Origin of the sequence: Kitasatospora sp. NPDC097643 (assembly GCF_040302625.1) — a bacterium.
Taxonomy (GTDB): Bacteria; Actinomycetota; Actinomycetes; order Streptomycetales; family Streptomycetaceae; genus Kitasatospora.
Window position 1 is genome coordinate 1 of the sequence record NZ_JBEOSA010000070.1, and the last position, 19,408, is coordinate 19,408.

The 19,408-nt window shown below is 75.5% G+C and carries 17 protein-coding genes and 1 pseudogene; 10 read left to right on the forward strand and 8 right to left on the reverse strand.

Annotated elements, in window-relative coordinates:
- From ABTY15_RS32545 to ABTY15_RS32555, 3 genes and pseudogenes are all read left to right on the forward strand, one after another.
- Positions 1 to 174: pseudogene (locus tag ABTY15_RS32545) on the forward strand (electron transfer flavoprotein subunit alpha/FixB family protein); the annotation flags it as partial.
- Between the two features lie 157 nt (positions 175 to 331).
- Positions 332 to 1,783, forward strand: a complete 1,452-nt coding sequence (locus ABTY15_RS32550; RefSeq protein WP_350603435.1) for an acyl-CoA synthetase — start codon at positions 332 to 334, stop codon at positions 1,781 to 1,783.
- 341 nt (positions 1,784 to 2,124) lie between these two features.
- Positions 2,125 to 3,147, forward strand: a complete 1,023-nt coding sequence (locus ABTY15_RS32555; protein WP_350603438.1) for a C40 family peptidase — start codon at positions 2,125 to 2,127, stop codon at positions 3,145 to 3,147.
- Between the two features lie 82 nt (positions 3,148 to 3,229).
- Here ABTY15_RS32555 and ABTY15_RS32560 read toward each other — a convergent pair whose 3' ends face one another.
- Positions 3,230 to 4,132, reverse strand: coding sequence for a PfkB family carbohydrate kinase (locus ABTY15_RS32560; RefSeq protein ID WP_350603442.1), 903 nt, complete (start codon positions 4,130 to 4,132; stop codon positions 3,230 to 3,232).
- 289 nt (positions 4,133 to 4,421) lie between these two features.
- Here ABTY15_RS32560 and ABTY15_RS32565 point away from each other — a divergent pair, with 289 nt between their 5' ends.
- On the forward strand, positions 4,422 to 5,489 hold the full coding sequence (locus ABTY15_RS32565) for an NUDIX domain-containing protein (protein ID WP_350603445.1): 1,068 nt from the start codon (positions 4,422 to 4,424) through the stop codon (positions 5,487 to 5,489).
- 116 nt (positions 5,490 to 5,605) lie between these two features.
- Positions 5,606 to 6,475, forward strand: coding sequence for a DUF4184 family protein (locus ABTY15_RS32570; protein WP_350603447.1), 870 nt, complete (start codon positions 5,606 to 5,608; stop codon positions 6,473 to 6,475).
- Here the strand turns inward: ABTY15_RS32570 and ABTY15_RS32575 are convergent.
- A complete protein-coding gene (locus ABTY15_RS32575) occupies positions 6,451 to 7,815 on the reverse strand; it encodes a dipeptidase (protein ID WP_350603450.1) in 1,365 nt (454 codons plus the stop codon). The two genes, ABTY15_RS32570 and ABTY15_RS32575, sit on opposite strands and share 25 nt — an antisense overlap.
- A 159-nt stretch (positions 7,816 to 7,974) precedes the next feature.
- On the opposite strand from ABTY15_RS32575, the gene ABTY15_RS32580 reads away from it, so the two are divergent.
- Entirely contained in the window at positions 7,975 to 9,342 is a 1,368-nt protein-coding gene (locus ABTY15_RS32580) for a geranylgeranyl reductase family protein (protein WP_502893646.1), read from the forward strand.
- Between the two features lie 44 nt (positions 9,343 to 9,386).
- Here the strand turns inward: ABTY15_RS32580 and ABTY15_RS32585 are convergent, their stop codons facing one another.
- The gene (locus tag ABTY15_RS32585) at positions 9,387 to 10,373 is read right to left on the reverse strand and encodes an ArsR/SmtB family transcription factor (protein WP_350603452.1); all 987 of its coding nucleotides are present in this window, start codon (positions 10,371 to 10,373) and stop codon (positions 9,387 to 9,389) included.
- 158 nt (positions 10,374 to 10,531) lie between these two features.
- Between ABTY15_RS32585 and ABTY15_RS32590 the strand changes: the two genes are divergently transcribed.
- Positions 10,532 to 11,821, forward strand: coding sequence for an MFS transporter (locus ABTY15_RS32590; protein WP_350603456.1), 1,290 nt, complete (start codon positions 10,532 to 10,534; stop codon positions 11,819 to 11,821).
- Positions 11,822 to 11,864: 43 nt separating this feature from the next.
- Here ABTY15_RS32590 and ABTY15_RS32595 read toward each other — a convergent pair whose 3' ends face one another.
- The gene (locus ABTY15_RS32595; protein ID WP_502893647.1) at positions 11,865 to 12,269 is read right to left on the reverse strand and encodes a RidA family protein; all 405 of its coding nucleotides are present in this window, start codon (positions 12,267 to 12,269) and stop codon (positions 11,865 to 11,867) included.
- Between the two features lie 75 nt (positions 12,270 to 12,344).
- A complete protein-coding gene (locus tag ABTY15_RS32600; RefSeq protein WP_350603466.1) occupies positions 12,345 to 13,163 on the reverse strand; it encodes an ATP-grasp domain-containing protein in 819 nt (272 codons plus the stop codon).
- Positions 13,164 to 13,432: 269 nt separating this feature from the next.
- Here ABTY15_RS32600 and ABTY15_RS32605 point away from each other — a divergent pair, with 269 nt between their 5' ends.
- Entirely contained in the window at positions 13,433 to 14,206 is a 774-nt protein-coding gene (locus ABTY15_RS32605; protein WP_350603467.1) for an enoyl-CoA hydratase family protein, read from the forward strand.
- 33 nt (positions 14,207 to 14,239) lie between these two features.
- On the opposite strand, the gene ABTY15_RS32610 is transcribed toward ABTY15_RS32605, so the two are convergent.
- Entirely contained in the window at positions 14,240 to 15,016 is a 777-nt protein-coding gene (locus ABTY15_RS32610) for a maleylpyruvate isomerase family mycothiol-dependent enzyme (protein ID WP_350603472.1), read from the reverse strand.
- Between the two features lie 178 nt (positions 15,017 to 15,194).
- On the opposite strand from ABTY15_RS32610, the gene ABTY15_RS32615 reads away from it, so the two are divergent.
- Complete coding sequence (locus ABTY15_RS32615; protein WP_350603476.1) at positions 15,195 to 15,950, forward strand: acyltransferase; 756 nt, start codon at positions 15,195 to 15,197, stop codon at positions 15,948 to 15,950.
- A 74-nt stretch (positions 15,951 to 16,024) separates the two neighbouring features.
- Here ABTY15_RS32615 and ABTY15_RS32620 read toward each other — a convergent pair whose 3' ends face one another.
- Positions 16,025 to 17,395, reverse strand: coding sequence for a PucR family transcriptional regulator (locus ABTY15_RS32620; protein WP_350603480.1), 1,371 nt, complete (start codon positions 17,393 to 17,395; stop codon positions 16,025 to 16,027).
- Positions 17,396 to 17,557: 162 nt separating this feature from the next.
- Here ABTY15_RS32620 and ABTY15_RS32625 point away from each other — a divergent pair, with 162 nt between their 5' ends.
- Positions 17,558 to 18,571, forward strand: coding sequence for an esterase/lipase family protein (locus tag ABTY15_RS32625; RefSeq protein ID WP_350603483.1), 1,014 nt, complete (start codon positions 17,558 to 17,560; stop codon positions 18,569 to 18,571).
- Positions 18,572 to 18,674: 103 nt separating this feature from the next.
- Here the strand turns inward: ABTY15_RS32625 and ABTY15_RS32630 are convergent, their stop codons facing one another.
- Positions 18,675 to 19,328 carry a HutD/Ves family protein gene (locus ABTY15_RS32630; protein ID WP_350603489.1) on the reverse strand — a complete coding sequence of 218 codons (654 nt, stop codon included), beginning with the start codon at positions 19,326 to 19,328 and terminating at the stop codon, positions 18,675 to 18,677.
- Positions 19,329 to 19,408 lie beyond the last annotated feature (80 nt).

A 19,408-nucleotide genomic window follows, 5' to 3' on the forward strand; every position in this document is an offset into this window, starting at 1 on the left:
GGCATCTCCGGCGCCATCCAGCACCGGGCCGGCATGCAGACCTCGAAGACCATCGTGGCCGTCAACAAGGACCCCGAGGCCCCGATCTTCGAGCTGGTCGACTACGGCGTGGTCGGCGACCTGTTCGCCGTGCTGCCGCAGCTGACCGCCGAGGTGAAGGCCCGCAAGGGCTGATCCGCGCACAGCGCAGCTGAGGAGGGCGTGGCACCGGGTTTCCGGTGCCACGCCCTCCGGCGTTGCGGGCGCGGATACGGCGGGGCGGCGGTGGGTCCGTAGAGTCGGCGTGGACACCGTGGGACGGGCACACCGTGCGAGGGCGAGGACGCGAGCGATGGCACTGCTGACGGCACTTCAGGGCGACTACGGCGACGCGGCGGACGCGTTGCGGATCGACGGGCGGCCGCTCTCCCGGGAGGACCTGCTGGGCGCGGCCACCGCCGTCGCCGACCGGGTGGCCGGCGCCCCCGCGCTCGCCGTCCTCGCCCGGCCGAGCGCCGAGACGGTCGTCGCCGTGGTCGGCGGGCTACTGGCGGGCGTCCCCGTGGTGCCGCTGCCGCCCGACTCGGGGCCCAAGGAGCGGGCGCACATCCTGCGTGACTCGGGCGCGGTGCTGCTCGCGCACGCCGCGGGCGGGCCTGCGGCTCAGGACGCGGCGGAGGGCGTGGCGGGGGGCGTGTCGCTGGGCGTGGCGGGGCTGCCGGTGGACCTGACGGAGCGTTCCGCCACCACCTACGCGGAACCGGGGCCGGACACCACCGGCTTCGTCCTCTACACCTCGGGCACCACCGGCGCGCCCAAGGGTGCGGTGATCCGGCGCCGGGCGATCGCCGCCGACCTGGACGCCCTCGCCGCCGCCTGGCAGTGGACCGCCGAGGACACGCTGGTCCACGGCCTGCCGCTGTTCCACGTGCACGGGCTGCTGCTCGGTGTGCTCGGCGCGCTGCGGACCGGCAGCCGGCTGGTGCACACCGGTAGGCCCACCCCGGCGGGGTACGCGGCCGCGGGCGGCAGCCTGTACTTCGGCGTGCCGACGGTCTGGTCCCGGCTGGCGGCCGACCCGGAGGCGGCGGGCCGGCTCGCCCCGGCCCGGCTGCTGGTCTCCGGCAGTGCGCCGCTGCCCGTCCCGGTGTTCGAGAAGCTGGCGGCGCTGACCGGGCACGCGCCGATCGAGCGGTACGGGATGACGGAGTCGCTGATCACCGTCAGCACCCGGGCGGACGGCGAGCGTCGGCCCGGCAGCGTCGGCCTGCCGGTGGAGGGCGTGCGCACCCGGCTGGTCGGCGAGGACGGCGCGTCGGTGCCCGCCGACGGGGAGAGCGTCGGCGAGTTGCAGGTCGCCGGACCGACCCTGTTCAGCGGGTACCTCAACCGGCCCGACGCGGACGCCGAGGCCTGGACGGCGGACGGCTGGTTCCGGACCGGGGACGTCGCGGTGATCGGCGAGGACGGGTTCCACCGGATCGTCGGCCGCGCCTCGGTGGACCTGATCAAGAGCGGCGGCTACCGGATCGGCGCCGGCGAGGTGGAGGCCGCGCTGCGCGACCACCCGGCGGTCGCCGACGCGGCGGTGGTCGGCGCGCCGGACGAGGACCTCGGACAGGCGATCGTCGCCTACGTCATTCCGGACGGTGCCGTGACGGGGGAACAGCTGACGGCCTTTGTGGCGGAGCGGCTCTCGGTGCACAAGCGGCCGCGGCGGGTCGTGCTCGTGCCCGAACTGCCCAGGAACGCCATGGGAAAGGTGCTGAAGAAGCAACTGCTCGCGGAGACCGGCGGGCAGTGATGAGGGGGCGTCGGGCCCGGCCGGTGGTGACGGGTGTTCACCCTGATGCCCCGTGACGCCGCGCCGGTGCTCACCGCCCGTGAACCCTTCCTTTGGCGCACTCCACTGCGCGCTGTGAGCGGACGCGTGCCTAACGTGACACGCAGGCAGAACTGAATCCCTGGGCGACATGCCGCGGCTTCCGGTCGCACGGCCGGAGGCCGCGGCATGTCGGGCGGGGTCGGTCCGCCGAGCCGTCCGTCCGTACCGGTGTCGTCCGGCGGGACGTACGGCGAGTCCGCAGCAGTTTCCGCAGCCGCCGCTCCCGGTGGCAGTTCGCAGCAGTGAAGGAAGACAGCCAGATGACCACCGTCAACACCGGCGCGCCGGGTGCCGCCGACGAACCGACCGGGCAGTCCGCCACCGCCACCACCGCCGACCGGGCGGCCGCCGCCCGGCCCTCCCGGGCCGCACGCGTGCGCCGGGGGATAGGCCTGGTGGCCGCGGTCGTGGCCGGCGCCGGTGTGATCGGCCTCGGCACCGGGGTGACCCCCGCGGCCGCCGAGCCGGCCCCGGCCCACGCCGGGTGGGACGGCTCGCGGTACTGGTTCAAGAACAGTCAGGGGCAGTGGCGCTGGACCACGCACTACGACGTGTATGTCGCGCGGACGTCGGGTGGGTCGTCCGCCGCGTCCGGTACGACGAATTCGTCGTCCGGTGGGATCAAGCAGGGGTGGGACGGGTCGCGCTACTGGTTCAGGAACAGCAAGGGCGAGTGGCGCTGGACCACGCACTACGACGTGTATGTCGCGCGGACGTCGGGTGGGTCGTCCGCCGCGTCCGGTACGACGAATTCGTCGTCCGGTGGGATCAAGCAGGGGTGGGACGGGTCGCGCTACTGGTTCAAGAACAGCAAGGGCGAGTGGCGCTGGACCACGCACTACGACGTGTACGTGGCGCGGACGGGGGGCGGGTCGTCCTCCGGCGCCGGGTCGTCCGCCGATGCGGTGGTGGCCGCGAACCCGGACGTCGAGACGGCCGTGCAGTTCGCGCTCGCGCAGCTGGGCAAGCCGTTCGAGATCGCCGGCAACGGGCCGGACGGGTACGACTGCTCCGGGCTGGTGCAGCAGGCGTTCCGGCGCGGCGGCATCGACCTGCCGCGGGTGGCCAACGACCAGTACGCGGCGACCACCCCGGTCACGGCCGGTCAGCTGCGCAGGGGGGACCTGCTGTTCTGGTCGCCCGACGGCACCGCGCGGGGCATCGAGCACGTGGCGATCTACCTGGGCAACAACCAGTACGTCGAGGCCGCGCGGCCCGGGACGCTGATCCGGATCTCGGGCATCAGCAGCGGCTACTACCCGGCGTACATGGGGCGCCCGTAGCGGCGGGTGCCGCTCGGCGGTGAGGCGGGCGCCCGGGGCCGTGGGTCCCGGGCGCCCGGCGGGTTGGGGCGGGCCCGGCGGATCAGAGGTCCGTCGGGCGGGGGAGGGCGCCGCGGGCACCGAGGGCCGTGACGGCGAACGCGCCCGCGGCCACGGCGGTGGCGGCCGCCTCGGGGAGCGGGGCGAGGCGGGCGAGTCCCGCGGCGAGGGCGCCGCAGAAGACGTCGCCGGCGCCGGTCGTGTCGACGACCCGGACGGCGGGGGCGGGCAGCAAGGTCACCCGGCCCTCCGACGCGAGCAGCGCGCCCTCGCCGCCGAGGGTGATCACGGCGCCCTCGGCCCGGCGGGCGAGGGCGTGGGCCGCCTCGGTCGCGGTGGCGGCGCCGGTGAGCTGGCGGGCCTCGACGGCGTTCGCGACGACCAGGGGGCGGCGGCCGGTCGGGCCGGTGTCCGGGAGTGCGCCGGCGGGGGCGGCGTTGTGCAGCCAGCGGGTGCCGTCGGCGGGCAGGGCGACGGCGGTCGCGCGCACGCACTGCGCGGGGACCTCGCCGCTGGTGAGGACCACGTCGACGGGGAGCAGGCGCAGGCGGGTGAGGGCGGCGGTGACCTCGGCAGCGGTGAGGCGGGCGTTGGCGCCGGGGACGACCACGATGCTGTTCTCGCCGGACGGGTCCACCATGACGATCGCCTGACCGGTGGGCGCGTCGGCGTCGGTGCGTACGGCGCTCGTCCCGACCTGCGCGCCGTGCAGATCGGCGAGCGCCGCCCGGCCGTCGGCGTCGTCGCCGATCTTCGCGACCAGGTGCGTGGCCGCGCCCATCCGCGCGGCGGCGACCGCCTGGTTCGCGCCCTTGCCGCCGAAGCCGTGCACGGCGGCGGTGGCGAGCACGGTCTCACCGGGGGCGGGGAGCACGGGGCAGCGGAGGATCCGGTCGGTGTTGACCGAACCGATGACGATCACGCGGCCGGCGGGGAGCAGCTTCATCGTTCCTCTGTACGGGGTGGGGTGGTCCGGCGCAAGGAGGCGGACGGGGGGACGGCGGGCGGGTGATGGCTGACGGCGTGGCCCGGGACGGGAGGGGCGGGCGGACGGTGGGGGCCTGGCCTGGGCACATGCCGCTGTCACGGGGCAGGATGGGCGCCCGGTGGTGGCCGGGCCGGGGAGGCATGGGGAGCGGCGTGGCGCGGGTACCACCACGGGTGGCGCTGGTTCGGCCGACGGGGGCGCTGCCCGGTGCGAACGGCATCGGGGCAAGTCGAGGGCAGGGGACGTTGTGATCGTCTGGGTCAATGGCACATTCGGGGCGGGCAAGACGAGTGCCTGCCGCGAGCTGGTGGAACTGCTGCCCGGGAGCGTGCTCTTCGATCCCGAGCTGGTGGGCTTCGGTCTGCGCCGGATGCTTCCGGCCGACCGGCTGGCGACGGTGTCCGACTTCCAGGACCTGGCGGCCTGGCGCCGGCTCGTCCCCGAGACGGCGGCCGCTTTGCTCGGCGAGGTCGCGGGGCCGTTGGTGGTCCCGATGACCCTGCTCAGAGAGGACTACCGGGACGAGATCTTCGGTGATCTCGCCTCCCACGGCATCGCGGTGCACCACTTCGTCCTGGACCCAGAAGAAACGATCCTGCGCGACCGCATCGTCCACCGGGTCGAGTGCCCGGACGATCCGGAGGCCAGCGAACGGGTCCGGCAGTGGTGCCTCGAACACGTGCCCCGGTACCGGGCCGCCCGGCGCTGGCTCATCGAGGACGCCCGGATGCTCGACACCAGCGAGCTGACGCCCCGGGAGACCGCCCACCGGATCGCCGAGCTGGTCCGGGTCGGCGCCGCCCGCTGCCCGATCGTCCAGACCCCGGACCCCACCGGGGACACCGTGGCCTCCGCCGTCCTGTTCTTCGACGAGCAGGGCCGGGTCCTGCTGGTCGACCCGGTCTACAAGCCCGACTGGGACTTCCCCGGCGGCGTCGTCGAGCGCGGCGAGGCCCCCACCGACGCCGCCCTGCGCGAGACCGCCGAGGAGCTGGGCCTGCGGCTCGACCCGTCCGCGCTGCGGCTGCTCGCCGTCGACTGGGAGCCGCGCACCGGCCCGCGCCGCGGCGGCCTGCGCCTGATGTACGACGGGGGACTGCTGGACGACACCGGCCGGCAGAGCCTGCTGCTCCAGCCGGAGGAGCTGCGCGGCTGGCGCTTCGTCACCCTGGAGGAGGCCGCGGAGCTGCTGCCGCCGAGCCGGTGGCGCCGGCTCGCGGCCACGCTGGACGCGCGCCGCAGCGGGGAGCTGCGCTACCTGGAGGCGGGGCGGCGGGTCGCCCTGGGCCTGGCCAGCACGGCGGACGCGGCGTAGCGGGGCGGGGTGGGGGCGTACGGCGGGCGGCGGGGCGGGCTGGGGCGGGCCGTACGCCCCCGGGAGGGGTGGGGCCCGCGTGGCCGCGGGGTGGGGGTGGGCGGGAGGATGGGGGCATGCCGTTCACGCTGAGTCATCCCGCCGCCGTCCTGCCCCTGCTGCGTGCCGCCGGGGAGCGCGGGCCGTTGGTGGCCTCGGCGCTGGTCGCCGGGTCGATGGCGCCCGACGTCCCGTTCTTCGCCGACTCGCTGCTGCCCGGGGTGTACGGCCACGGCGGTCTGACGCATTCCTGGTGGGCGGTGCCGACGCTGGACGTGGCGATCGCGGGCGCGCTGGTGGCCGGCTGGCACGGGTTGCTGCGGGGGCCGCTGGTCGCCCTGCTGCCCGAGCGGTGGGCGGGCGCGGCCGAGGCGTTGACGGCCCGTCGGGCGGGCCCCGGCTCCGCCGGGGACCAGGGAGGCGCCGGCGGCGGCCGGGCGCGGGACGCGGCGTGGTTCGCGGCCTCGGCGGCGCTCGGCGCGGCCACCCACGTCGGCTGGGACGCGTTCACCCACGAGGGCCGGCTGGGCGTGCGGCTGCTCCCGGTGCTGGACCGGCAGCTGGCCGGGGTCCCGCTCTACACCGCGTTGCAGTACGGCAGTTCGGCGCTGGCGCTGGCCGCGATGGCGGGTTGGGCGGTGCGCGCGGCGCGGGCCGTCGAGCCGGTCCGCCCGGCCGTCGAGCTCGCGCCGCGGACCCGCCGGGTGGCCGCGGCGGCGCTGGGCGTGGCCACCGCGGCCGGGGTGCTGCACCGGCTCAGCCCGCTGCGGCGCAATCTCGTGCCGGAGGTCTGCTTCGGCGCCGGGGCCGGGCTCGCGGTGGGCGCGGTCGGCTACGCGGCGGTGGCGGCCGCCGCCCGGCGGATCCGGGGCGGGCGGCCGCGTCCGGGGGCCACGACGGGCGGCCCCCGGGCCGAGGTCCGTCAGACGGAGCGCAGTTCCGCGTAGCGGCGGAGGAACAGCGCCTCGGTGAGGGCCATCCGCTCCAGCTCCTGCGGGTCCACGCTCTCGTTGACGGCGTGGATCTGGGTGGTGGGCTCCTCGACGCCGATGAGCACGATCTCGGCCTGCGGGTAGAGCGTGCGCAGGGTGTCGCAGAGCGGGATCGAGCCGCCCTCGCCGGAGGTGACCATCGGGGTGCCGAAGGCCTCCGCCATGGCCTCGCCCATCGCCTCGTACGCCGGGCCGCTGGTGTCGGCGCTGAACGGGGCGCCGCTGCCCTGGCGTTGGACGGTCAGGTGGGCGCCGAGCGGGACGTTCGCCTCCAGGTGGGCGATCAGCGCCTTCTCGGCGGTGACGGGGTCGCCGCCCGGGGGGATGCGCACGCTGACCAGGGCCTTGGCGGCGGCCTGGACGGAGGAGGTGGCGCCGATCACGGCCGGGGCGTCGATGCCGAGGACGGTGATGGACGGGCGGGCCCAGAGCCGGTCGGCGATGGTGCCGGTGCCGGTGAGGGCGACGCCGTCGAGCACCTTGGCGTCGGAACGGAACCGCTCCTCGGGGTACTGGACGCCGGGCCAGCTCTGGTCGCTGCCCAGCCCGGGCACCGCGACGTCGCCGTGCTCGTCGTGCAGCGAGGCGAGCATCCGGATCAGGGACTGCAGCGCGTCCGGGGCGGCACCGCCGAAGGCGCCGGAGTGCAGGTTGCCGGCCAGCGTGGTGACCGAGGCCTCGACCAGGACCATGCCGCGCAGGGTGGCGGTCACGGTGGGCAGGCCGAGGGCGAAGTTGCCGGCGTCGCCGATGACGATGACGTCGGCGGCGAGCAGCTCGGGGTGGGCCTTGGCGTAGCGCTCCAAGCCGCCGGTGCCCTGCTCCTCCGAACCCTCGACGATGATCTTCAGGCCGACCGGGTAGGTGTCGCCGTACACCTGGCGCAGCGCCCGCAGGGCGGTCAGGTGCATCAGGATGTTGCCCTTGCAGTCGGCCGCGCCGCGCCCGTACCAGCGGCCGTCCCGCTCGGTCAGTTCGAAGGCCGGGCTCAGCCAGGCGGTCTCGTCGAGCGGGGGCTGCACGTCGTAGTGCGAGTAGAGCAGGACGGTCGGCGCGCCCTCGGGGCCGGGCAGTTCGGCGTAGACGGACTGGGTGCCGTCCGGGGTGTCCAGCAGCTGCACGTTGGTCAGACCCTCGGCGGCGAAGGCGTCGGCGACCCAGCGCGCGGCCTTCTCGCACTCCTCGACCGGGAACTGGCGCGGGTCGGCGACCGAGGGGAACGCGACCAGCTCGGCGAGGTCGGTGCGGGCACGGTCCATCAGGGACCGGACGGCGTCGGCCAGGGGCTGTGGCATCGGGGACTCCGAGGGGACGGGTCCGCCCGTAAGGGTGGCGTGGGCGGAACGGGGTCGGTTGGGGTACCGCCGATCATAGGCGGAGCCGGCTGCGCCGGTCCGGTGGTTCGGGGTGGTGCGGCCGTCGGCGGGCCCCGGGGACAATTAGGATTGCTCGACGTGACTGACTCCGGAACCTCCGATTCCCGCAGCCCGCTCGACACCGAGGCCTCGTCGCCCGACGCCGAGGTGTCCGGACCGCCGTCAGATCAGCCGGCCGGGGCGGCGTCAGACCGGCCCGTCGGTGCGTCAGGCCGGCCGGCCGGTGCGTCAGGCCAGCCGACTGAGGCGGCGTCGGATGCGGCCGCCGAGCCGCTCGACGGCGTCTGGGACGTCGTGGTGGTCGGCGCCGGACCGGCCGGGGCCTCGGCCGCGCACGCCGCCGCCGTCCAGGGCCGCCGGGTGCTGCTCCTCGACAAGGCCGAGCACCCCCGCTACAAGACCTGCGGCGGCGGCATCATCGGCCCCTCCCGGGACAGCCTGCCGCCGGACTTCCGGCTGCCGTTGCAGGACCGGGTGAACGCCGTCACCTTCGCGTACGGCGGACGGTTCACCCGGACGCGTCGTTCTCGGCGGATGCTGTTCGGTCTGGTCAACCGGGACGAGTTCGACCTGCGCCTGGTGCAGGCCGCCAAGCAGGCCGGGGCGGTGCTGGTCACCGGGGTGACCGTCACCGGCGTCGAGCAGCGCGGCGGGGAGCACCGGACGGCGCTGGTCACGGCGGCCGACGGGCGCACCTTCGAGGCCCGCGCGGTGGTCGGCGCGGACGGCAGCGCGAGCCGGATCGCCCGGCACGTCGGGGTCACCTTCGACCAGATCGACCTGGGTCTGGAGGCCGAGATCCCGGTGCCGCCGCAGGTCGCGGCCGACTGGGCGGGCCGGATCCACCTCGACTGGGGCCCGCTGCCCGGCAGTTACGGCTGGGTGTTCCCGAAGACCGAGTCCAGCAGCCTGACCGTCGGTGTCATCTCGGCGCGCGGTGACGGCGAGCGGACGAAGCAGTACCTCGCCGACTACATCCGGCAGTTGGGGCTGTCCGGCTTCACCCCGAGCGTGGAGTCCGGGCACTTGACCCGTTGCCGCGCCGAGGACTCGCCGCTGTCCCGGGGGCGGGTGCTGGTCGCCGGGGACGCGGCCGGGCTGCTGGAGCCGTGGACCCGTGAGGGCATCTCGTACGCGCTGCGTTCGGGCCGGCTCGCGGGCGAGTGGGCGGTGAAGGTCGCGGAGGCGGCCGACGCCGGGCAGGTGCGGCGCGAGGCGCTCAACTACGCGTTCGCGATCAAGGCCGGGCTGGGGGTGGAGATGCGCGCCGGCAAGCAGCTGCTGGACGCCTTCGAGCGGCGGCCGTACCTGTTCCACGCGGCGGTCTGCCTGGTGCCGGCGGCTTGGCGGGCCTTCGCCCGGACCACCCAGGGGCACACCAGCTTCGCGCAGGTGCTGCGGGAGTACCGGGCGGCCCGGCGGCTGGCGGCGCTGGCCTCGCGGTGACGCCGGGCGGTTGACCGGTCGGGGCCGGTGCTCAATTCGGGGTGTCATCTGTTGGCGCCCGTCAGCTCGTCCCCGAGCGGGCTGCGCCGGTACAGCACCGAGCGGCCGTGTCGGGCGCGGGTGACCAGGCCGGTGGCGGCGAGGACGGACAGGTGCTGGCTGACGGCGCCCGGAGTGACGCCGAGCCGGTAGGCGAGGTCGGTGGTGGAGGCCGGCTCGGCGAGCAGCGCCAGCAGCCGGGCCTTCGGTGCGCCGAGCAGTGCCTCCAGGGCCTGCGGCGGTACGGGCGGGCGGGCGTTGGCCATCTCCGCCTGTCCGCGCGCCGGGTAACTGATCTGCGGCGCGCGGTCGTTGCTGATCATCGTGATCGCGCCCCGGGCGAAGAACGTCGGGATGAGGACGAGGCCCCGGCCGTCCACCGCGGTCTCGCCGTCCCAGGCCGTCCACCGCCGGTTGATCGACAGGACGCCGTTCTCCCAGTGCAGCCGGTGGTCCAGGTCGGCGAAGAGCGCGGCGGCGCCGTGCTGGGCGAGCAGCCGGGCCCGGTACACGAGGTCCCCGTCCAGCACGGCCCGGGCCTGCGGCCACCAGTTGGGCGCGAGGCAGACCTCCCAGTACTCCTCCAGCGCGTCGGCGATCCGCTGCAACAGCCGCTCCGGGTCGGCCAGTCCGGCGGCGAGCACGGCCGGCAGCGGCAGCCGGTGCGGCAGGAAGGTCTGCTCCAGTTCGGGGCGCAGCAGTTCCGGCGGCAGTGCGCGGACGACGGCCAGTTCGGTGCGGAAGTCGGCGCCCGGCGTGGCCGGGCGGGGTGTCAGGAAGTCCGGGATCCAGCGGTTGGGGGAGACCAGCGACAGCAGCAGGGTCGAGTCCAGCCGTTCGAAGGTGGGCCGGAGCCGTTCGAAGGCCGCGGTCTGGAGCCCGTAGACGCCCGGGTGGGTCCACATGCGCAGGCTGAGCGAGGCCTCCTGGATCGGGGAGACCGCGAACCAGGTGGTGGCGAGGTCGGCCAGGCCGAGGGTGTAGCGGTGCACGACGTGGACTCCTGCTGCGCTGACTGTGTGGCGGGCGGCGGGGGATGGGGGTGCGTGGATTTAGCCAGAGCCTAAAGGAATGGCTGGCCCGGTCCGCCAGGCGGTGTGATCAACGCATGACCTCCTCACCGGCGGAGTCTTCCGCACCTCCCCTCGCCATGCCCGAAAACGTTCGACCCGCCGGATTCGTGGCGGCCGTCCGCCGTCGGCTGCACCCCGATCCGACGGTCCGTCGGCTGGCCGGGATCACCCTGGTCAACACCCTGGGCAACGGTCTTTCCCTGTCCGTCGCGGTGCTGTTCTTCACCCGGGTGCTCGGCCTGAGCGCCGCTCAGCTGGGGCTCGGGATGACCGCGGCCGGCCTGTGCGGGGTGGTGGCCAGCGTGCCGGCCGGGCGGGCGGCCGACCGCTGGGGAGCGCGGCGGGTGCTGGTGGCGCTGGTGACGGTGGAGGCGTTCGGCACCGCCGGGTACGCGCTGGTGCACAGCTACCCGGCCTTCGTCGCGCTGGCCTGCCTGGTGGCCGCCGTCGACCGGGGCTCGGCCGCCGTGCGCAACGCCCTCTACGCCGAGGTGCTGCCCGCCGACCGCCGGGTGGCGGGCCGGGCCTACCTGCGGGTGGTGACCAACGCCGGTATCTGCGCGGGGACGGGGCTGGGCGCGATCGCGCTCCAGGTGGACACCAGGCCGGTCTATCTGACGGCGATCCTGGCCGACGCCGTCTCCTTCGCGGTGGTCGCCGTCATGTTCCACCGCCTGCCGGCGGCGGAGCGTCCGTCGAGCGCTGCGAAGCCCGGGGAGAGCGCGCCGGAGGGCTCCCGGCCGACCGGTCGGCGGCGGAACCCGGCGCTGCGGGACGGCGCGTTCCTGGCGGTGACGGCGCTGAACGCGGTGCTCGGCCTCCAGTTCGCGATCCTGGAGGTCGGCGTGCCGCTCTGGATCGTCCAGCAGACCGAGGCGCCCCGAATCACCGTCGCGGGCACCCTGATCGTCAACACCCTGCTGGTGATCGCCCTCCAGGTGCGGGCCACCCGGGGCACCGAGGAGCGGTCGGCGGCCGCTCGCGCCTGCGGTCGGGCCGGGCTGCTCCTCGCCGCCTCCTGCCTGGTCCTCGCCCTGTCGCACGGCCTGCCGGCGGTCCTCGCGGCGGTGGTGGTGCTCGGCGGGGTCGCGCTGCAGTCGCTCGGCGAGGTGCTGGGGCAGGCGGGCGGCTGGGCGCTCAGCTACGACCTGGCGGGGGAGCGCGACCACGGCGCCTACCAGGGCGTGTACAACGCGGGTACGTCGGCGGCCCTGATGGCCGGTCCGGCGCTGGTCACCACCGCCGTGATCGGGTTCGGCACGGCCGGCTGGCTCGCGCTGGGCGCGCTGCTCGCGGCGGCCGGGCTGGGGATGGGTCCCGCCGCGCGCTGGGCGGGACGGCGGGACCCGGGCCTCCAGCCGGGCTGAGGCCAGTGGGTTGCGGCAGGTGGGGGCGGCGCGGCGGGCCGGGTTACTCCTGGACGAGTGCCAGGGCCTCGATCTCGATCAGCACCTCGGGCAGGAACAGCGCCGCGACCTGGACCGCCGAGCTGGCCGGCGGACGCGTGGTGTCCACGTGCTCGTCGCGGGCCTCGCGGATGGCGGGCAGGTAGCCGATGTCGGTCACGAAGATCGTGAACTTGACGACGTCGCCGAAGTCGGCCCCGGCGGCGGCCAGGCAGCGGCGCAGGTTCTCGAAGACCTGGCGCGCCTGTGCCTTGGGGTCGCCCACGCCGACCAGGTTCCGGTCCTCGTCGAAGGCCACCTGGCCGGAGACCTGGACGAGGCGTCCGCTGCCGGTGACGACCTGGGTGTAGCCGGTACCGGGGGCGACGCCGGGCGGCTCGGTGATGTGGGTGAGGTGCGTGGTGGTCATGGCGCTCATCCTGGCCCACCGCAGGCCCGCCACGCACCCGGCTTTCGGCGCCGGGTGGCGGTCGAACCGTCCCTCTCAGCGCACCACTTCGGGCAGCGTGCGCAGGAACGGCCGGTCGGTGGGCGGGAGTTGGTCGGCCGGTCCGGCCGAGCGCAGCACCACGTCCAGGACGTCGTCCGGCGCGGCGGCGTAACCACCGCTGGCCCAGGCGGCGTTGGCCTCGACCACCGACCAGTCGCCCCCGTCGGTGAGCCCGAGGTCCACCACCACGGCGCTGGGCAGGGCGGCGTCCCCGGTCGAGGCGGCCAGGACGTCGGCGGCGAACGCGAGCAGCCCGTCGTCCTCCCCGTCGTCCTCCCCGCCGACCGGTGCGACCGGGGCGACCGACAGCTCGCCGTCCACCGCGTACCGCGAGGCGGCCCGCACCGCGCCGTCCAGGACGAACAGCCGGTACTCGCGGTGGAACCGCAGCACCTCGCTGACCAGCACCGGGGTGTCGCCGTCCAGCAGCTCCGGGCCGGGCAGCGCGGCGCCGTCGGGGTAGACCCGGGCGGCGAACAGCTTGTCCGCGGGCGGCTTGACGAACGCCGGGCCGCGCAGCCGACGGGCCTCGGCCAGCGTGGTGTACGTCACCTGCCGCCCGGTCAGGGCGGAGGGAAGCCGGGCCAGCCAGTCCGCGGTCGGCTCCAGCGGGGCCAGGCCGAGCTCGCGGCCGACCGCGTCGGCGAACAGCGGCCCGCCGTACACGTGCACCGCCGCGCCGAGCAGCTCCTGCGGCGCCCGCCAGGACGTCGCGGTGTGCGCGCGCAGGCCGCGACGGCCGGCGGCGGTGCGCAGCTGGAGCCCCGTTTCGTTGATGCGGGGGGCGAGCAGCAGGACGGTGTCGGTGGTCATGACGGAGATGCTGGCGTGTGTGCCGCCGCCCTGACCACCGGTTTTCCGCGCGGACGGGTTGCCGGCCCGGTCGCGGGGCGCGTGGGTGCATAGGTATGGGGCAGGGCGGGGGTCCGGAGTGGGGCGGGCCAGCGGTCCGGAGCGGGATCGGCTCCGGGTGGCTCTGGCCGAGCGGCGGGTGGACATGCCAGAGTCGTGCGGGCGCCGTCCGGGCACCCCGGACGCCGCAGCAGTCCGACCCACCCTCAGCCGGAAAGCAGGCCCCCGCGATGACCAGCGCAGAGCCCTTCGTCCGCGTCACCACCGCCGACGCCGTCACCACCCTCACCCTCGACTCGCCGCACAACCGCAACGCGCTGTCCACCCGGCTGATGGCCGAGCTGCACGCCGGGCTGGCGGCGGCCGCCGCCGACCCGGAGGTCCGGGCCGTGGTGCTCGGCCACACCGGCAAGGTGTTCTGCGCGGGCGCGGACCTCTCCGAGGCGACCGGCGCGGACCCGACGGTCGGCCCGCGCGGACTGGTGGAGCTGCAGAAGGCGATCGTGGACTGCGCGAAGCCGGTGATCGCCGTCATCGACGGGCACGTCCGGGCCGGTGGCCTCGGCCTGGTCGGCGCCGCGGACCTCGCGCTGGCCGGTCCGGCCGCCACCTTCGCGTTCACCGAGGTGCGGCTCGGCCTCGCGCCCGCCGTCATCTCGCTGCCGCTGCGCCCCAAGCTGGAGCCGCGCGCCGCGTCCCGCTACTACCTGACCGGTGAGGTCTTCGACGCCGCCGAGGCGGCCCGGATCGGTCTGATCACCCGGGCCACCGAGTCCGCCGAGGACACCGGGGTCGCGCTGAAGGGTCTGCTGGACGCGCTGCGCCAGGGCTCGCCGCAGGGGCTGGCGGAGTCGAAGCGACTGGCCAACGCCGACGTGGTGCGTTCCTTCGAGCGGGACGCCGACGAGCTGGTCGAGCTGTCGGCCCGGCTGTTCGGCTCGGCGGAGGCGCAGGAGGGGATGCGTGCGTTCCTGGAGAAGCGCCCGGCGCGCTGGGTGCGTTGACGCGCTGGGTCCGCCTCGCCGAGCACCCGGGCGTCAGCTCCAGCTGATGACCGCGGTGTCCCGCCAGAGGCCGAGCAGCGCCGCGTCGCCGGAGAGCTCGACCCGCCCGGTCGTGCCGGCGGGCAGCCGGTTCCACAGCAGCAGGTAGAGGTCGCGGGCGGGGCCGGCGAGGGTGAGGTCGGCCGGTTCGCCGGCCTCGTCCGCACCGGTGCGGACGGCCAGCGGCTCCTGGGTGATGGTCAGGTGCCAGGAGTCGGGGCCGTCGGTCGCCCGGACCCGGACGGTGCGGGGCTGCTCGCTGCGCACCTTCGCCCGGCTGCGGACCATGAAGGCGCGCAGCAGCTCGTCGACGCCGTCGAGGGCAAACGCGGGGTCCACCCGGGGGCCCTCGGTGCCGGACGCCGCGTCGGCGTCGAAGCGGTGGACGGCCGTCTCGTGCGCCTGGCGGCGGGCCCAGAACGCCAGCGGGCTGGCCGCCGGCAGGAAGCTCCAGCAGTCGACGTCGGCGGGGGCCTTGGTGAGCGCCTCCACCAGGGCGGCGTGGCCCTCGCGGAACCAGTCGAGCAGCGCCGCGTCCGACGGGGCCGGGCCGACCGCGGCCTGCTCGCCCGCCTCGTCGAGCGGCGCGCGCAGGCCGCGGGACGGGTAGGCGGTGGCCCAGCGGTGGACGTGTCCGGTGTGCCGGACCAGATCGCCCAGCCGCCACTCCGGGCAGGTCGGGACGGGGGCGGCGAGGTCGGTCCGGGCGGCGGCCTCGGCGAGCAGGACGCCCTCGCGGTGCAGCGCCTCGATGAGTTCGATGATCTCCATGGGACGGAGTGTTCCACCGCGGCCCGTCCGCGGGCGCGGTTTTCGGACCTGCGGACGGGCTCGCGAGGGGACCCGCCCCGGTGCTGCGGATCGACCGCAGGCCACGCGGGGCGTGGGGCGGATGTGATGTTGGCCGCCCGGCGGCCGGCCGCACCCTACGGGCCGGTAACGTGAGCGCATGCCGATAACCCGCTCCCTCCTCGCCGCCGCCCGGGCGGGCGGCCGCCGTGCCGCCGGTCGCCTCGTCCACCGGGGCTGGCGCTGGGTGCAGCGGACCGGCGCGGTGACCAACCGGAGCCCGGGGCCGTACCGGTTCGGCGAGCTGGGGGACGGGACGACGCTGGCCTTCCCGCTCGGGGCGGTCTTCAACGAGCAGTGGATCACCATCGGGCCGTTCTCGATCATCGGCGAGCGGGTCACCATCAGCGCGGGCTTCCTGCCCGGCCTCGACCTCGGGCCGGAGCCGATCGTGCGGATCGGCGGCGGCTGCGTGATCGGCCGGGACAGCCACATCGTCGGCCACCAGTCGATCGTCCTCGGTGACGACGTGTGGACCGGGCCGGGCGTGTACATCTCCGACCAGGCGCACGAGTACCGGGCCACCGACCTGCCGATCGGCAAGCAGTGGCCGCGCAACGAACCCGTGGAGATCGGCGCCGGTAGCTGGATCGGTACCGGCGCGGTGATCCTGCCGGGCGCCCGGATCGGCCGCAACGTGGTGGTCGCGGCGGGCGCGGTGGTCCGCGGCGAGGTGCCCGACCACAGCGTGGTCGCCGGGGCGCCGGCCAAGGTGGTCCGCCGCTGGACCGCGGAGGAGGGCTGGCAGCCGCCGCTGCGCCACGACGCCCCGCAGCCGGTCCCGGACGGGGTGACGGCGGAGCAACTGCGGGCCCTCGTCGGGTGGGACCTGCGGCTGCCGGGGGAGCAGGTCTAGGCTGTTCGGCGTCCGCGGACCGGCCGCCACACCACAGGCGGGGGCCGGGCCACGGCCGTTGCTTCCGGGGTGGGTCAGCGGACGGGTGTGGCGCGTTCGGCCGTGCGGGCGGCGATGGCGGCGGTGATCCGCAGGACGTCGGCCGGCCGGGCCGGGTCGAGGCCGGTGAGGGCGGCGATCCGGCGCAGCCGGTAGTCGACGGTGTTCGGGTGCAGGTGCAGCGCGTTCGCGGTGTGCCGCCGGTTGAGGCCGCCGGCCAGGTGGGTGCGCAGGGTGGTGAGCAACTCGCCGCCGTCGGCGAGTGGTTCGAGCAGCGCGGCGAGCCGGGCGCGGGCCTGGCTGGGGCGGGTGAGCTGGTACTCCAGCAGGACGTCGTCGAGCCGGTGCAGCCCGGGCGGGCGGTCGAATGTCCGGGCGACGTCCAGGACTTCGTACGCGAGCGCGGCCGCGGCGGGCACCTCGGCGGGCGTCGCGGCGGCCGCGCCGGCCAGGACGGGTGCGCCGGCGGCCCGGGCGGCCGCGGCGAGGGTGGCGGCGAGGTGTTGCCAGGGGAGTTCGGCGGAGGGGCGGCCGGCGGTCGGCTGTCCGGGTGGTCTGTTCCGGCGTTCGTCCCCCGGTCCGTCCGGCGTCGGCGTGGCCGGAGTGGGCGGCGGCGCCGTCGTGGGCGGCGCGGGCAGCGCCGTGCGGGGTGCGTCGAGCGGTCCGGCGGCGGGGGTGGTGCCGAGCGGCACGAGCACCAGGCCGCCGGAGGGGGTGAGTGCGGTGAGCGCCGACTGCCGGGTGCGGTGGTCGAGTTCGGCGCCGAGCCGGCGCAGTTTGCGACGGGCGGCGATGCCCGGTTCGACGCCCGGGGCGTGCTCGTCGGGGTGGTCGGCGACGGACAGGCAGAGGACGGCGTACGCGGGCGGCAGCCGGAGGCCGGCCCGGGCGGCGGGCTCCTCGGCGGGGGTGCCGGCGAGCAGTGCGGTGAGCAGGGACTGCCGGGCGGCGTGCCGGCGGTCGCCGGCCGGCCGGCGTTCGTCGAGGTAGCCGATCCCGGCGGCGGAGGTGGCCCGGCGGAGCTGGTCGAGCAGCAGCCGGTTGAGGACGAGCAGGTCGGCGGCGTCGCCGTCGTGGGCGTGCCGGGTGACGAACTCCCAGCAGACCTCCAGCCCGAGATGGTGGGCGAGCAGGACGGCGTCCAGTGGCAGGCCCTCCTCGGCGCGCCGGGCGGCGGCCTCCCGGACGGCGGCGAACTCCCCTTCGGGGGCGGGGAGTCCGGTGCGGACGGTGTGGGCGAGGGCGCGGATCCGGCGTTCGGTGTCGCGGGTGAGTTCGCCGATGAGCTGTTCGCGGGGCAGCCGGCGGTAGACCGGCACGCGGTCCAGCAGGGCGGCGACCACGTCCTGCGCCAACTGGCGTACGCCGGCCAGGAGTCGCTGGTCGGCCGGGAGTCCGCCGATCACCGGGACGCGCCAATCGGGCGCGCAATGGGGTGAATTGTGACCGGTCACAGAGAACACCGTCCAGGTCTGGGGAACGCCCAAGGGTCGGGCCGGAGGGGCGACCGCATGATGGAGCCACTCGGGTTACCTGTTGGTAACAAACTTCCGCCGTGGAGGCAACAGTTGAGAACCCCACTTCTCCGCTTCTCCGCAACTCCCCTGCGCCGTCGGATCGGCGGGGCGTTCGGTGCGTCCCTGCTGGCGGGCGCGCTGCTGGCCGGTGCGTCCGGCGCCCCGGCGGCCGCGGTACCGGCCGCCGTCACCGCCGGACCCGCGTCGGGCGCCACCGCGTCCGACACCACCGGGTCGGACACCGCCGCGTCCTCCGCCGGGGCTGAACTGTCGCCCGACGGCGACTCGGTGGCCTCGCCCCCCGGGGCCAACGACTGGAGCTGCCGACCGACCGCCGCCCACCCCAACCCGGTGGTCCTGGTGCACGGCACCTTCGCGAACCGGTACGAGAACTGGCTCGCGCTCTCCCCGCTGCTCAAGCAGCGCGGGTACTGCGTGTTCGCCCTGGACTACGGCATGATCCCCGGCGTCACCTCCTCCGGCAGCGGACTGCTGCTGCCGATCGGCGGCCTCGGACCGGTGCCCGAGTCGGCGGCCCAACTCGGCCGGTTCGTCGACCTGGTGCGCACCGCGACCGGCGCGGCCAAGGTCGACATCGTGGGGCACTCGCAGGGCGGCATGCTCCCGAACTACTACCTGAAGTTCCTCGGCGGCGCGGCCAAGGTCGACAAGGTGATCGGCCTCGCGCCGTCCAACCACGGCACGACGCTCGACGGGATCACCAAGCTGACGCCGTACTTCCCCGGCGTGACGGACCTGGTCTACACCCTCTGCCAGGCCTGCCGGGACCAGGCGGTGGGCTCCGCCTTCAACACCACGATGGCCTCCCGGCCGGACACCGTGCCGGGCGTCCGCTACACGGTGATCTCCACCGTGTACGACGAGGTGGTCACCCCGTGGCGGACCCAGTTCCTGAACGGCCCGGCCGTGGACAACGTGGTGCTCCAGGACCACTGCCCGATCACGCTCGCCGAGCACGTGGCGATCGCGTTCTCGCCCACGGCCCTGCACCTGGTGACCAACGCCCTGGACCCGGCGCACGCCACGCCGGTGTTCTGCGGCTGACCTGAGAGGACGAAGCCCTGTGCGGTGAGGTGCGCACCTCACCGCACAGGGCTTCGGCGTGTCCGGGGGAGGGGGTGGAGGTGGGCTCCGTGCGGGCCGGGCCTCAGCCGACTGGACGGAAGGTGACGGCGGCGGTCACTCCGGTGGTCCGGAGCCCGTACGCGCCGGGGGCGTCGAGCAACACGGCGTCGTACCGGGCGAGTTCGACGCCGGCGGAGACATCCGTGGGGGTGTCCGTGGGGACGTCCGTGCGGCCGTCCGCCGAGGCGCCCGCCGGGCCGCCCGCCGCGAGGACGGCCGAACCGTCGAGGCAGACCAGCAGCACGGTGGCCCCCGCCGACACGGACACGTCCACGGTGGCGTCCGCCGTGCGCAGGTCCACGTCGGCGGCGACCCGACCACGCCGTGTCATCACGTTGAAGTCGACGAGCGGGCCGCCGAGCAGCCGGCAGTCGGTGACGGCGTCCCCGGAGAAGGCGAACGGCCGGTACGGCGCGTCGACGACGTGCTCGACGCCGTCGACGGTGAGCGCCATGCCGGGGCCCTCGACCAGGGTGATCACCCGGTCGATGCCGGGGAACGCCGAGAACGGCCCGGCCGAGGCGACGTCCGCCAGGCTGACCCGCCAGTCGAAGCCGTCCAGCCCGGCCCCGGCCGGGAAGCCGGCGACCTCCCTGGTCACCCCGCCCCCGTTGAGCCACGCCATGGCCGGGCGCTCGCTCGCCCGCAGTACCTGGATCCGTCCGCTGGTCGTCATGGTCCGCATCCTGCCACCCGGCCCGGGGCGGCTCGACCCCGCCCGGCCACCCGGTGGGTGGGTGTCACCAGGGCCGACGC

What these genes read in the sequence shown, in the direction of transcription:
- ABTY15_RS32615 (WP_350603476.1), top strand. Translation starts at nt 15,195, where the DNA reads ATGCCGATAACCCGCTCCCTCCTCGCCGCCGCCCGGGCGGGCGGCCGC.
- ABTY15_RS32595 (WP_502893647.1), bottom strand. Translation starts at nt 12,269, where the DNA reads ATGACCACCACGCACCTCACCCACATCACCGAGCCGCCCGGCGTCGCC.
- ABTY15_RS32550 (WP_350603435.1), top strand. Translation starts at nt 332, where the DNA reads ATGGCACTGCTGACGGCACTTCAGGGCGACTACGGCGACGCGGCGGAC.
- ABTY15_RS32605 (WP_350603467.1), top strand. Translation starts at nt 13,433, where the DNA reads ATGACCAGCGCAGAGCCCTTCGTCCGCGTCACCACCGCCGACGCCGTC.
- ABTY15_RS32610 (WP_350603472.1), bottom strand. Translation starts at nt 15,016, where the DNA reads ATGGAGATCATCGAACTCATCGAGGCGCTGCACCGCGAGGGCGTCCTG.
- ABTY15_RS32575 (WP_350603450.1), bottom strand. Translation starts at nt 7,815, where the DNA reads ATGCCACAGCCCCTGGCCGACGCCGTCCGGTCCCTGATGGACCGTGCC.
- ABTY15_RS32555 (WP_350603438.1), top strand. Translation starts at nt 2,125, where the DNA reads ATGACCACCGTCAACACCGGCGCGCCGGGTGCCGCCGACGAACCGACC.
- ABTY15_RS32630 (WP_350603489.1), bottom strand. Translation starts at nt 19,328, where the DNA reads ATGACGACCAGCGGACGGATCCAGGTACTGCGGGCGAGCGAGCGCCCG.
- ABTY15_RS32570 (WP_350603447.1), top strand. Translation starts at nt 5,606, where the DNA reads ATGCCGTTCACGCTGAGTCATCCCGCCGCCGTCCTGCCCCTGCTGCGT.
- ABTY15_RS32560 (WP_350603442.1), bottom strand. Translation starts at nt 4,132, where the DNA reads ATGAAGCTGCTCCCCGCCGGCCGCGTGATCGTCATCGGTTCGGTCAAC.
- ABTY15_RS32600 (WP_350603466.1), bottom strand. Translation starts at nt 13,163, where the DNA reads ATGACCACCGACACCGTCCTGCTGCTCGCCCCCCGCATCAACGAAACG.
- ABTY15_RS32590 (WP_350603456.1), top strand. Translation starts at nt 10,532, where the DNA reads ATGCCCGAAAACGTTCGACCCGCCGGATTCGTGGCGGCCGTCCGCCGT.